The sequence below is a fragment of the Moryella indoligenes genome (genome assembly GCF_030812885.1).
Classification (GTDB): domain Bacteria; phylum Bacillota; class Clostridia; order Lachnospirales; family Lachnospiraceae; genus Moryella; species Moryella indoligenes.
In genome coordinates this window covers 215,586-228,595 of the sequence record NZ_JAUSTO010000003.1, presented here as the reverse complement: position 1 = coordinate 228,595, position 13,010 = coordinate 215,586, and the positions used below count along the sequence as shown (strand labels likewise).

Sequence of the window (13,010 nt, the reverse complement as noted above, 5' to 3'; positions counted from 1 at the left end):
AGGAGGTAGTTTATGGCAGAGGTAAAGGCATTTCGCTGTGTCCGTCCCAATCCGGATACAGTGCGCGAGGTGGCGGCGCTCCCCTACGATGTGTATGACCGTGCGGAGGCCAGAGCGGCGGTACAGGGACACCCGCTCTCTTTTCTTAATATAGACCGTCCGGAGACGCAGTTTGATGAGAGCTGTGACATGTATGCGGATGCGGTGTACCAGAAGGCGAGGGAGATGCTGGAAGAGGAGCTTCATGACGGCGTCTTTTTGGAGGATGAGAAGCCGGCCTTCTTCGTCTATGAGCAGACTGTCGAGTCCGGCGTGCTCGCGGACTGCATGCCGGGACACAGTCAGACCGGCATCGTGGGCTGCTCCTCAGTGGACGACTATCTTCAGGGCGTGGTGCGAAAGCATGAGAACACGAGGGAGGAGAAGGAGCGCGACCGCATACGGCATGTGGACAGCTTAAGTGCGCAGACGGGTCCCATCTTTTTGAGCTATCGCAGCAATGACAGGCTGAAAGAGCTCATGGAGACAGCAAAGCGACAGGCGCCGCTCTATGACTTTGACTCAGACGACGGGATACGCCACCGCGTGTGGAAAATAGATGATGCGGCAAGAGTTGAGGAGATATCCGCGGCCTTTGCTGCGCTCCCTGCGAGCTATATCGCGGATGGACATCACCGCGCTGCGAGTGCTGTGAAGGTTGCTTTGAAGCGCCGGGCGGAGCATCCGGACTACAATGGAAGCGAGGAGTTCAATTATTTTCTTTCCGTGCTGTTTCCGGATGACGCGCTGGAGATTCTTCCCTATAACCGTGTCGTGAGTGATCTTGGCGCTCTCTCTGCGGAGGATTTTCTCCTGGAGGTGGATGCCGCATTTTCTATCCGAGACTGCGGAGAGACAGCCGTGCATCCGGAATGCAAGGGAGTGATCGGGATGTATCTGGATCATCACTGGTATGAGCTGACTGCCCGGGAGGAGCTGCGGCCGGAGGATCCGGTCGAGAGTCTTGACGTCGCATTTCTTCAGAATACGATTCTTGCACCGGTGCTGAATATCGAAGATCCGCGCACGAGTGAACGCATTCGCTTCATCGGCGGAATCCGGGGAATAGAGGAGCTTGAGCGCCTGGTCAATGAGGGCGCGGCAGTGGCATTTTCCATGTATCCGACACAGATGGAGGAGCTGCTTCAGGTGGCGGATGCGGGGCGTCTCATGCCGCCGAAGTCCACATGGTTTGAGCCGAAGCTTCGAAGTGGCATCTTTATTCATAGAATTTAAGGGATTTTCGGAGGATTATGAGCAGACAGGAATTTTTGGAGGAGCTCAGAGAGCGGCTGCTTGCAGAGGGAGCCTCGGAGCTGGTTCAGGGGAATCTGAACTATTACAGCAGTTACATCGATACAGAAGTGAGCAAAGGAAGAGAGGAAGCGGAGGTGCTCTCGGAGCTGGGACAGCCCGGTCTGATTGCACGCTCCATACTGGATGCGGCCGGCTATCAGGTAGATGGGATTCCGGACGTGCATCCGGGCGGAGATGCCCGTGCATATGAGGGTGATGGATATTCTGCCGCTTCCGAAGCGAGGTATGGGAGCCACCGGGACGGGGCTGCCGGAGGCTATGGTTCGGAGGAGCGCAGCACTTATTCTGGTAAGACCCCGCAGCAGGGCGGAAATCCGTGGATCCCGCTGCTTCTGTTTATCATCCTGCTGCTGGTGATCGTTGTGCTTGTCTTTGTGGGGCTCTTTTCACTTCTGTCGCCCATACTTGTGCCCCTTTTGCTGGTCATGCTGGTGGTGCGTCTGCTTGGCGGCGGCCGCAGGAGATGGTGAGCGTGCAGTGCGGGAGAGATCAGCTGAATCTGTAAATACTGCACCAGAGAGGGGAAGTATTCGTGGAATGCTTCCCCTCTTTCTGAACTTTCTTAATCAAAAGTTAAAAAATGAAGATATAATAAAGCCCTTGACGAATGGATTCGAAACATCTATACTACCTTTTGTAACAAATGCGTAACAAATACGGTCTTGATTTGTAATAATAATGCCTGTAATCAGGCAGGGCCGTTTACAGGAGGACAGACACAGATGAATCGAATGAGCAGATATTTCATGGCCCTTGCATTTGCAGCAGTGCTCTCCGCCGGAGTGTCTGTTCCGTCCCTTGCAGCAGTGAAGATCACGAAAAATACCGCGGACTGGGTGCTTGAGGCAGAGCAGAAGAGGGCAGAGCAGGAGGCACAGGAGGAGGCAGCTGCCGCTGAGGCAGCGGCCGCAGCGGAGGAGGCTGCCAGTGCCGAGGCGCAGGAGGAAGCAATCAGAGCGCAGGTCGTGGATTATGCGCTCTCCTTTGTGGGCGGCCGCTACGTCTATGGGGGAAATGATCCGCACTCCGGTGTGGACTGCTCCGGCTTCACCAGATATGTGCTGGGGAATGCGGCAGGCGTAGCCCTCGGAAGAAGCTCGAGAGATCAGGCGGCCGAGGGAACCACAGTCAGCGCAGATCAGATGCAGCCCGGCGATCTTCTGTTCTATGGGAGAGGCAGCCATGTGAATCATGTAGCGATGTATATCGGCAATGGGCAGATTGTTCACGCGTCGACTGAGCGGACCGGAATCAAGGTCTCAAACTGGAACTACCGCGCGCCGCTGCGCATCGCAAGCTTCCTCGGATAAAATGATACAGAGCGACAGACAGAGCCCGTGCAGTGCCATGCACGGGCTCTGTTACTGTCGCTCTCACAGAATTGCCTGACGTATATCAGGAAGCCTCTCACTTCTTCTGTGCCTCCAGATAGTCATTCAGCTCAGCATTCAGGATGTCTGTGATAAACATATGTCCGGGCGCATGGGTGATGACGATGGGGAGCCTCGATCTCCAGTACTGGGCAGGGGAAGGGATTGTATCTGGTGTAGGTCTCAAAATCCGCAGCGTACTCCGGCGGGAGTATCACCAGATTGGCCTGTGCGTAGCCCTGACACATTCCGGCAGTCGGGAAGTCGATCTTTCCGCTGCGGATCAGTGCGCGCACATCGGATGGCTTCATGGAGATATAAGGGGTGATATCAAATTTCATGGCATTTCCTCCTGAGATAAGCTCAATTTGAAAATGCCCACTCGAAGGTTCTAAGGGCCGCGCGCTGTGCGAGCAGCGCTTCCTGGGCGGCGCCGATGCTCACTTTTTCAAAGCGTACTTTGTCGCCTGCCTTCAGCTGGGCCAGGATGCGGAAGTCTGCGGAAATTACAGTGGCGATCTTTGTGTAGCCACCGGTGGTTTGGCGGTCTGCCATCATGATGATGGGCTTTCCGGCGCTCGGCACCTGGATCGCCCCGAAGGCAATGCCGTCAGAGATGATGTCACCGCTGTCCTTGTGTTCAATTTCCTTTCCCTCGAAGCGGCAGCCCATGCGGTCAAATTCAGGGGTCAGTGTGTAGGTCTCGGAGAGGAAGGTCTGGATGCCGCTCTCGGTGAACATATCATCCTGAGGCCCCATGACGACGCGGAGCGTGTAGAGCTCCCGCGGGACGAATTCCGGGGTTATGGCGCGGGTGTCGAGATTCTTGATGCCTTCCTTTGGCGCGCGGAAGCCGATGGTATCGTCCTTCTCGAGCTTCCGTCCCTCAAGGCCGCCGATTTTGGCTTTCATGTAGGTGGAGCGGCTTCCCATGACGAGGGGGATGTCCAGACCTCCCGCAAAGGCGATATAGGCGCGGCAGCCCGCCCTGAGACCCGCAAAGCGCAGAGTCTGTCCGGCCTCGACGCGGTAGGCTCTGTAGCTCTGCAGCGGTGTGCCGTCCAGCATGGGGCTTAAGTTGCCGCCTGTGACAGCGATGATATTTCCTTCATCGAATCTGAGCTGCGGGCCCAGCATGGTGCACTCCAGCACCGCCTCATCGTGTGCATTTCCGACAAGAATATTTGCGAGCTCCATGGCGCGCGGATCCATGACGCCGGAGACAGAGACGCCGAACTGCTGATAACCGATGCGCCCCCTGTCCTGAACTGTCGTCAGAACACCGGGATTTAATACTGTAAAGCCCATCACTGTGCCTCCTTCCTTGGATATTTCTTTACGACATAGCTGCCGGCATTCTCTGCGGCAGCGATTTCATCATACTCCTTCTGGTCGATGGCGCGGAATTTGATATACTGTCCGGCCTCAGGAAGTATGGGGGTCTCCCGCGCCGGATCGTACATATGTACCGGTGTGCGGCCGATCAGCTGCCAGCCGCCGGGGGAGTCGATGGGATAGACGCCGGTCTGCTTGCCGGCGATGCCCACGGAGCCCGCAGGAATTTTGACGCGGGGCGTCTTTAGGCGCGGCGTCTCCAGCGCATCGCTCATGCCTCCGAGGTAGGTGAAGCCGGGAGTGAAGCCCAGCATATAGATGAGGTATTCCGTGGAGGTATGAATGCGTATAACCTCCTCCTCGGAGAGCGCCGCGTGCTCTGCCACAAAGCCGAGATCCGGTCCCATCTCTCCGCCGTAGAGCACCGGGATCTCCAGAACGTCGCTGGGCGGAATGGTGACGCTGTCCAGCTTCTCTGTCAGCGCACCGAGATGTTCGATGAGTGTTTTGCAGGAGATTTTACCGGGATCATAGTGAATCATGAGAGAGCGGTAGGTCGGCACGGTTTCTACAATGCCGGGAATGTGGCTCTCTTTCAGCAGTATATTGAAGGCGCGGATTTCAGCGTTGATTTTTTCGCTGATCTCGTTGCCGAATTCGGCGCACAGGGAGGTGTCACCTGTGAGCAGAAAACGTACATTTGCCATGTGGTCTCCTTTCTGTTGCGGTGATGAAAGCAATGCCGATACAGGCGCGGCGATGAGGCGCTCGTATCGGCACTGCGGCGGAAGGGCTTACAGGAAGAGCTTTCCTAAGTTCGGGAGTGCCTTGATTGCGAGATATCCCGCGAGGCACACCACGATCCAGCCGAGAATCTGAAGCACCACCGGGTGCTTATAGTCCTCGCCGACGACCTTCTTATTGCGGCAGGCGAGCAGGATGCAGGCCAGAGAGATCGGAAGGATCAGTCCGTTCACCGCTCCGGCGAGGATGACCATCTTTTTCGCGCCGCCGAGTGCAACCATGACGAGCGTGGAGAAAGCGATGAAGCCGACGATGAACCAGTTCTCATTCTTTGCAATGTAGGGGTTCAGAGTCTTTAAGAAAGAGACAGAGGTATAAGCTGCGCCGATGACGGAGGTGACACCTGCGGAGAAGAGAGCCAGACCGAAGAGACGGTAGCCCATATTTCCTGCCGCAAGGCGGAAGGCCTCTGCTGCGGGATTGGAGGCCTCTGTGACGGCCTTGATGTTCTCAGCAACTGCGGTGGCACCGGAGGAGCACACGCCGAGTACGCAGAGGAAGAGCAGGATACGAACCGTTCCGGATACGGAGATGCCGGTCAGAACGGACTGACGGAAGTGGGAGACCTCGTTCCTGTTGCCGCCGAAGCCCGCGTCGAGCAGGCGGTGCGCTCCGGAGAAGGTGATATAGCCGCCGCAGGAGCCGCCGAGCAGGGTGAGCATCGGCGCTACAAGGGAGCCGGGATTCTCAGGGGCGAACACGCGTTTCACAGCCTCACCGACCGGGGGCTGCGAGGAGACCGCGACATAGAGCATGACGACGATGATGATGGCGCCGAGTACCTGTGCAACCTTATCCACCAGCGCCTTGCCGCTCTTTGACATGAAGATGCAGATCGCAAGTGCGCCGCCGAGCGCCGCGCCGATCTTCTCATTCAGTCCGAGCATGGCGTCAAGTCCCAGCGCCACGCCGCCGACATTTCCGATATTGAAGGCGAGTCCGCCGAGAACCACGAGTATGGTTAAGAATACGCCGAGGCCGGGGAGCACAATATTTGCGATCTCCTGTCCGCGCTTTCCGGACACGCCGATGATGGACCAGATATTCGACTGCGCGACGCAGTCCATGATGATGACGCAGACGATGACAAAGGCAAAGGATGCCATGTATTTCGCGGTGAACTGCGAGGTCTGAGTGAGGAAGCCGGGGCCGATCGCGGATGTCGCCATCAGAAAGGCCGCACCGAGCTTTACCGACATGCTGCGGCTGGTGTTTTCATTACTCATAATATCCTCCTTGTACTGCCGTGACAGATTTTTAAGTTATGAGACTCCAGAGTTTTAAGGAATGGGGGCGCTCACACGATTGCTGCGATCGGAGCGATCTCTACGCCCTCGGCGGTGAGCACCGCGCGGATATTCTTCACGAACTCCACTGCGGAGGGATTGTCGCCGTGGACACAGATGGAATCTGCCGCGAGCGGAACCTCCTCGCCGGTGATTGCCGTGACCTTGCCCTCCTTCACCATGCGGACGGTGCGGGCAATCGCTTCGTCCTTGTCGTGTATGACTGCGCCGGGCTTGCTGCGCGGCACGAGAGAGCCGTCCGCCTGGTAGGCGCGATCTGCGAAGACCTCACTTGCTGCACGGAGACCGGCCTTCTTCGCCTCCGAAATCAGGAAGCTGTTTGCAAGTCCCAGAAGGATGATGCCGGAATCCACCTCTGCAACCGCCTCTGCGATGGCCTGGGCAAGCGCCTGATCCTTTGCCGCCATGTTGTAGAGGGCTCCGTGGGGCTTGCAGTGCTGAAGCTTCAGACCGTGCGCCGCGGTGAAGGCCATGAGCGCGCCGAGCTGATACTTCACATAGGCCTTGGCATCCTTCGGGGAGCAGGCAATGTTCCTGCGCCCAAAGCCCATGAGATCCGGATAGCCGGGGTGTGCGCCGACGGCAACGCCTGCATCCTTACATAGTCCGACGGTTCTGTCCATGACGAGCGGATCGCCGGCGTGGTAGCCGCAGGCCACATTTGCGGAGGAGATGTGGGCGATTACCTCGGAGTCCAGTCCGATGGTATACGCGCCGAAGCTCTCTCCAAGATCACTGTTCAGATCAACCTTATACATAGCTTTACCTCCTGACATAGATGGTGGGATAGATTTGGTTCTTTTCAGAGATATAAATAGCAAAAAGCATGCCAGAACTTAAAAAGGGCGATCACTGTGATAAAAAAAATCGCTTTTTATCAGAAGTGCAGAAAGAAAGGCAGGAAGAAAGAGAAGCAAAAGGTACAAAATACAGCCCGGAGGGCGCTGCCGCTCCGGGCTGTGTGCAAAAGCTCACATAGAGACTGAAATTTTGTGTAAATCCGCACAGCCCATGTGCGGATTCGCACGGCATTCTGTGCTCTGTGATTTTTTTGGATTGGGAATGCGGAGACGCTCTCACTCCTTACTCCTCGCTGTTCTCTGCGCCGAGTCTGCGCCGCAGTGTGAAGCGGGTGCAGCCGAGGAGCTGAGCGGCGCGGGACAGGTTGCCGTCCGCGAGCTCCAGTGCCTTGTCGATATAGGCGCGCTCAAAGCTCTCGACCTCCTGCCTGAGATCAATGGGGGCCTTGGAGAGATCCTTCAGGGGATAGCCCCTGACTGTGGCTGTGTCGCTGGGCAGCGGAGCGGGGGAGGAGGGCAGACCGGACTCCCGGCCTGTCAGTACATCTCCGCGGCTGAAGAGAGCACAGCGCTCCATCACATTGCGGAGCTCACGGACATTTCCCTTCCAGTAATAGTTTTTGAGCTGCGTGAGAAACTCCGGGGCGACGGAGCTCAGCGTCTTATTGAATTTATGGTTGAAGTGCTCCAGGTAGAACTGGCACAGCAGGGGAATATCCTCCGTGCGCTCACGGAGCGGCGGGATGCGGATCTGCATGACATTCAGGCGGTAGAAGAGATCCTCGCGGAAGCGCCCCTCGCGCACCTCCTGCTCCAGATCGCGGTTTGTGGCGGCGGCGATGCGGACATTGACCTCGATGTCCTGCAGGCCGCCCACCCGCTTGAAGCGGCGGTCCTCCAGAAAGGTCAGGAGCTTTGCCTGCATGGCGAGCGGCAGCTCTCCGATCTCATCCAGAAATACCGTGCCGCCGTTGGCAAGCTCCATAAGCCCCTTTTTAGTCTTGGCAGCGCCGGTGAAGGCCCCTTTCTCATAGCCAAAAAGCTCCGATTCCAGAAGCTGCTCCGGGATGGCGCCGCAGTTGATCTTTACCAGGGGTTGATTTGCCCGGGAGCTCTTGTCGTGGATGGTGTTTACGACGACCTCCTTGCCTGTCCCAGTCTCGCCGCAGATCAGGATATCCACATTGTCATTTTCCGCGAGCAGCTGAATATTTTCGCGTATGTGCTGCATGGCAGGGCTCACGCCGAGGAGACGCTTTGGCCGAAGCTTCATCACCTCGAGTGAGCGGCGGCTGGAGAGCTGCTCCATGCCGCGGCGGATCACGAGATCTACTTCCTCCAGATCGAAGGGCTTTTGGATATAGTGGCTCACGCCGAGCTTCATCGCCTCCACCGCCTGAAGCACAGAGCCGTAGGCTGTCATGAGTATGATCATCATGTCCTCGTCGAGGCGGCGGAGCTCTGCAACGTGTGCGAGTCCGGAATCATTTCCGAGACGGTTGTCGAGTAGTATGGCGCTCGGATGAAAGGACTCTGCAAGCGCAAGCCCCTCCCGAATATTTTCTGCGCTTTTTACCTGATAGCCGAGATCTGTCATGCCGCTCTCAAGTGACATGCGGATCAGCAGTTCATCGTCAATGATGAGCAGCCTGTAGTTCATAGCTGTACCTCCGAAAGTGTATGAAAATAAATCGCATGAGTGACTCTGTGAGTGTACCTGCCTGATGAGAAAATACTACGGAGTCTCTGTTCCGCGGAAGCTTAAGTATACCGTTGTGCCCTGTTCCGGCGCGGAGCACATGCGGAAGCTTCCGCCGTTTCGCTGCACCAGCCGCCGGACGATGGAAATGCCGAGTCCGCCGGAGCTTCCGTGCAGTGCGCTCTCCAGCTCCTCCTGACTCATGCCCTGACCGCTGTCAGAGACGGAAATTCCGATCCCCTCTGCACTCTGCTCTCCGATGAGCGTCACTGTGCCGCCCTCCGGCATGGCCTTCAGGCTGTTGTTGATGAGATTTATGAGAATCTGACGTATCTCCTGCTCGTCCGCAAAGAGCCAGAGCGCCCCGCCGAGCTTTGCGGAGAGGGTCACGCCCTTATTTTCCGCCACTTTATTATAGAGCAGCAATATCTCATCGCAGAGTGCGTTCAGATTCACTGTGGTCTTTTCGCTCTCGCGCTTTCTGGAGAGATTCACGAGATTTTCGATCAGGAGATTGACGCGGTCCACCTCGCGTATCATCTCCGTACAGAGCCGGCTGTCTCTCTCCTCCGGGAGCTTCCGGGAGATGACCTGCAGGCCCGCCCGGATACCGGCGAGCGGATTTCTCGCCTCGTGGGCGACATCAGCCGCGAGCTGTCCCGTGTAGGCGAGCTTCTCATCCCGGGCTATCTTCTCCTCGATGTGCTGACGGTACGTCACATCGTCGACTGTGCAGAGAGAGCCGAGAGGGGTGTTGCGGTCGGCCTCGCGAAGCTCCCAGACGCCGAGCTCCAGACTGCGCGTTTTGCCCGAAGGATTTGAGAGGCGCAGCTGCACGGGCAGCACCTCACCGCGGCGCAGCGCCTCCTCCACCAGCTGCTCGAGAGAGAGTCCCTTCGGATCCCGCTCCTCTGTGTGGGAGAGCATCTCCTCCGCGCGGGCGTTGCGGAAGATGAGGTTCTGCGCCTCGTTGTACACGATGACGCCGAGCGGAAGGTTCTGAACAATGCTCACATTCAGTGCCTTGACCCAGTTCAGCTCGTCTGTGTGGCGCCGCAGACTTTCCATCATCGCACGGAAGGCGGCTGCAAGCTGCCCGATCTCATCGTAGCGGTCCGCATATTCCACGACCTCGGCAGAACTCCTGTCCGGGTTCTGACTGATCCTTGTGCAGAGTGCCGAGAGCTCACGTATGGGATTTGATATATTGTAGGCCACAAAGGTGCTGGTCTGGACAATGACCAGCATCATGGCGATGGCGGAGAGTATCATATAGCGCTGCTCCTCCAGAATGGTGAATGCGAGAGCGCTGCGGCTGATCGCGAAGACAATGTGCCAGCCGAGCCGGTTGTCCGTGCTCTCTGAGAGTATCAGTTCATCCTGTCCGAAGCTGCGGGGGGACAGCACGGGCTCTCCCTTGCTGTCGTAGAGAAAGAGGTTCTCCGAGTCCCGGAAGAGCGCGTTTCGCTCCAGCAGCTCTGTGATGGCGCTGGAATGGGAGCTGCGGTTGATCTCCGCATTCAGCGCGGCACTCATGGTTCTGGCATTTGTGCTCTCCGCCTGCAGCTTCAGCTGGTACTCGGTGAAGAAGAAGATGAGGCAGAAGGCCAGAATACAGACGAGGGTGATGCTGACAAAGGGGATCAGAATCTTGTTTTCGATAGAGAAGCGGAGCCGTTTCATTCTGCATCCTCCTCTCGCCGGGTGTTTTCATCTTCAGTCTGCGGGCAGGCAACGGAGCGTCCAAGGGAGTCGACATTACCCGCGTCCTTACCTTCTGTGACGGAGCCGAAAAACAGGGCGGCAGTGGAGATCAGGACGCCGCAGAGCGCCGGATGCACAGGGATGCGCCCCATGGCACGGAGCGGGTAGAACACTGCGATGGAGAGTGCGCCCGCGGCGATGGAGCACCAGATCCCGCGAAGGGTGACACGCCCCGTGAGCACACTTCCGTAGAGTGACGGAAACAGCAGGATCGCCACGACGCCCCAGAGATCTCCGCCGTAGGAGAGCGTGAAGTGCGGAGGGTTCAGAGTGAGCAGCATGACGATGGTGCCGGCGCCAATGACAGAGCGGCGCGCCAGAGCGACCACCCGCTTGTCCGGCAGTCCGTTCGGTGCGAGCGGACGTATCACATCATAGGAGAGGGAGGAGGCGATCAGAAGGAGCTGGGAATTGGCGGTGCTCACACAGGCGCCGATGACGGAGAAGAGAAAGAAGCCGCTCCATGGGCCGTAGAGCTCGTTGTTGATGAGGCGGATGAAGATGCTGTCCGTCGTCTCTGCGTCCGGAAGGCTCGGAATCATGACGCGCATGGCAAGGCCGATATGGATCAGGGCGAAGTAGAGGGCCGCGAGGATCGCGAGGGAGACGAGCACGGTATTTCGTGCGGTGCGGCTGTCCTTCGCACTCAGAATGCGCACCAGATACTGCGGGTTCGAGGCGAGCCCCAGTCCCCAGCCCCAGAACATGGAGAGGGAGATGAGAGGCGTGTAGCGGCCGCCGAAGAGCTGCAGGAGCTGTCCGGGAGAAGTCGGTGTTGTGATGCCGGCGTGCGCAAAGCCCTGAACCTGTCCGGCAGCTCTGTAGAGCGCGGAGAAGCCGCCCGCCTTTGCGACGAAGCTTCCGCAGACCAGGAGGAGGCTGCCGGAGAGCAGCAGCAGGTGAAACATATCGGTGCGGAGCACAGAGCGGTAGCCGCCGATGGTTGTGTAGGTGATGAAGAGATATACCATGCAGACCGCCGCGGGGTAGGGGATGCGGAACAGAGCGGAGGCGACGAGGCCGAAGCCCTTGTACTGCGCGACGAGGTAGAAGATATACACGAAGATCAGTACGACGCCGTAGACTGCCTGCAGTGCGCGGGAGTGGTAGCGGAGCCAGAACATCTCAGGAACGGTGATCGCCGCACTGCTGTACAGCTGTCTTGCGGTGAGTGCCAGCAGAAAGGCGCCGAGGAACCAGGGAATCACGGCGTAGAAGAGCACCGGAAGTCCTTCCTCATAGATGCTTCCGGTGAGACTCAGTATGGTGATGGCGGAGACCCAGGTGCCGGTGAAGGTCGCGACGCAGAAGGGCAGAGAGACCTTTCTCTCGCAGATAAAGTAGTCCCGCGGGGTGCTGGAGCCATGCATGCTGCCTTTGCCTATGATCAGCATGATGACGGAGTAGATGCAGAAGTATGCGAGATAGAGCGCTGTTTTACCCATGGTAGTCTCCTTGCTGCGGCTTCAGCCGTGCATTGCGCTGTGTGCGGCTTTTCCCATGTCCGCCTTCACAGACAGTCTTATTGTACCACAGGATGCAGCTTTTTCTCTCATATGAACCCTTCCTTTGCGTTTCCTGCATGCGAAAATCATCCGAGGAGGCGTATCGCCCGCAGAGGAAGGCAGCGTAAAGAAATCGTTCAGAGCCATGAGGCTGAGAGAGGGCTGCACAGCCTTGTATGGAAAGAAAAACAGAATTCACAGTGTTTTAGTAGGAATTGTTCTTGCATACGGAAAACCGCCGCGATATAATGCTTTGAAGCAAAGATCATTATAAGGGATGCGCCGGAAAACGGCGTGACCGCCAGGAGGAAAGCTATGAGTAAGGAACTACTGGACATTCGAAATCTCTCTGTCCGTGTCGAGGAGAAGGAGATTCTTCGCTGTCTTAATTTAAATGTAAAGCGCGGAGAGACCCATGTGCTGATGGGCCCGAACGGCGCGGGCAAGTCCACCCTCGGCAACACACTGATGGGAAATCCGCACTATGAGGTGACGGGTGGAGAGATCAGCTTTGACGGGAAAGACCTTCTCGCAATGCCGGTCAACGAGCGCGCGAAGGCGGGCATCTTCATGTCCTTCCAGAATCCGCTGGAGGTACCGGGCATCAGCCTCGCAAACTTTATCCGCAATGCGCTGGAGCAGCGCACCGGGAAGCGTATCCGCCTCTGGGACTTCCGGAAGGAGATCGCCAAGGCGCTGGAGGTTCTGCAGATGGATCCGAGCTATGCTGACCGCGACCTGAATGTGGGGTTCTCCGGCGGCGAGAAGAAGAAGGCGGAGATTTTGCAGCTGCTCATGCTGAAGCCCTCTCTCGCCATACTGGATGAGACGGATTCCGGTCTGGATGTCGACGCGGTGCGGACTGTGTCCCGCGGCGTCGAGGAGTATCAGAAGGACAAGGATTCGGCGCTTATCATCATCACGCACAGCACCGGTATCCTCTCCTCCCTGCATGTGGATCACACCCATGTGCTGGTCAATGGAACCATCGTCACCGACGGAGACGGCAGCCTGGTTGAGGAGATCAACCGCGACGGCTTCGCGCGCTTTGAGTCCAGGGAGTGAAGAAG

At 57.5% G+C, this 13,010-nt stretch carries 12 protein-coding genes; 4 read left to right on the top strand and 8 right to left on the bottom strand.

The genetic code is table 11. The annotated features are described in order from the left end of the window. The first annotated feature begins 12 nt into the window (after window positions 1–12). The 3 genes from J2S20_RS03750 to J2S20_RS03740 all read left to right on the top strand — a co-directional run bounded on the left by J2S20_RS03750 (window position 13) and on the right by J2S20_RS03740 (window position 2,666). A complete protein-coding gene (locus J2S20_RS03750) occupies window positions 13–1,275 on the top strand; it encodes a DUF1015 domain-containing protein (RefSeq protein ID WP_307253316.1) in 1,263 nt (420 codons plus the stop codon). 17 nt (window positions 1,276–1,292) lie between these two features. Next, window positions 1,293–1,826 (top strand): DUF1700 domain-containing protein, encoded by a 534-nt coding sequence (locus J2S20_RS03745; protein ID WP_307253314.1) that lies wholly within the window; start codon window positions 1,293–1,295, stop codon window positions 1,824–1,826. Window positions 1,827–2,078: 252 nt separating this feature from the next. Further along, window positions 2,079–2,666 (top strand): C40 family peptidase, encoded by a 588-nt coding sequence (locus J2S20_RS03740; RefSeq protein WP_307253312.1) that lies wholly within the window; start codon window positions 2,079–2,081, stop codon window positions 2,664–2,666. A gap of 131 nt (window positions 2,667–2,797) precedes the next feature. Here the strand turns inward: J2S20_RS03740 and J2S20_RS03735 are convergent, their stop codons facing one another. From J2S20_RS03735 to J2S20_RS03700, 8 genes are all read right to left on the bottom strand, one after another. Then, window positions 2,798–3,067, bottom strand: a complete 270-nt coding sequence (locus J2S20_RS03735; RefSeq protein WP_330692739.1) for a putative hydro-lyase — start codon at window positions 3,065–3,067, stop codon at window positions 2,798–2,800. Between the two features lie 22 nt (window positions 3,068–3,089). Then, the gene (locus J2S20_RS03730; RefSeq protein WP_307253310.1) at window positions 3,090–4,034 is read right to left on the bottom strand and encodes a 5-oxoprolinase subunit C family protein; all 945 of its coding nucleotides are present in this window, start codon (window positions 4,032–4,034) and stop codon (window positions 3,090–3,092) included. Further along, on the bottom strand, window positions 4,034–4,768 hold the full coding sequence (gene pxpB / locus J2S20_RS03725; protein WP_106611530.1) for a 5-oxoprolinase subunit PxpB: 735 nt from the start codon (window positions 4,766–4,768) through the stop codon (window positions 4,034–4,036). Before pxpB ends, J2S20_RS03730 begins: the two co-directional genes overlap by 1 nt. An 87-nt stretch (window positions 4,769–4,855) precedes the next feature. Continuing rightward, on the bottom strand, window positions 4,856–6,091 hold the full coding sequence (locus J2S20_RS03720) for an NRAMP family divalent metal transporter (protein ID WP_170065351.1): 1,236 nt from the start codon (window positions 6,089–6,091) through the stop codon (window positions 4,856–4,858). Between the two features lie 71 nt (window positions 6,092–6,162). Beyond that, window positions 6,163–6,930: a LamB/YcsF family protein gene (locus J2S20_RS03715; RefSeq protein ID WP_106611532.1), complete on the bottom strand. Its 768-nt coding sequence runs from the start codon at window positions 6,928–6,930 to the stop codon at window positions 6,163–6,165. A gap of 325 nt (window positions 6,931–7,255) precedes the next feature. Further along, window positions 7,256–8,632 (bottom strand): sigma-54-dependent transcriptional regulator, encoded by a 1,377-nt coding sequence (locus tag J2S20_RS03710; RefSeq protein ID WP_307253307.1) that lies wholly within the window; start codon window positions 8,630–8,632, stop codon window positions 7,256–7,258. A 75-nt stretch (window positions 8,633–8,707) separates the two neighbouring features. Beyond that, on the bottom strand, window positions 8,708–10,354 hold the full coding sequence (locus J2S20_RS03705) for a sensor histidine kinase (RefSeq protein WP_307253305.1): 1,647 nt from the start codon (window positions 10,352–10,354) through the stop codon (window positions 8,708–8,710). Further along, entirely contained in the window at window positions 10,351–11,880 is a 1,530-nt protein-coding gene (locus J2S20_RS03700) for a sodium:solute symporter family protein (RefSeq protein ID WP_307253303.1), read from the bottom strand. The genes J2S20_RS03705 and J2S20_RS03700 overlap by 4 nt, the downstream gene beginning before the upstream one ends. Before the next feature lie 375 nt (window positions 11,881–12,255). Here J2S20_RS03700 and sufC point away from each other — a divergent pair, with 375 nt between their 5' ends. Further along, window positions 12,256–13,005 carry a Fe-S cluster assembly ATPase SufC gene (sufC, locus tag J2S20_RS03695; RefSeq protein WP_106611537.1) on the top strand — a complete coding sequence of 250 codons (750 nt, stop codon included), beginning with the start codon at window positions 12,256–12,258 and terminating at the stop codon, window positions 13,003–13,005. Window positions 13,006–13,010 lie beyond the last annotated feature (5 nt).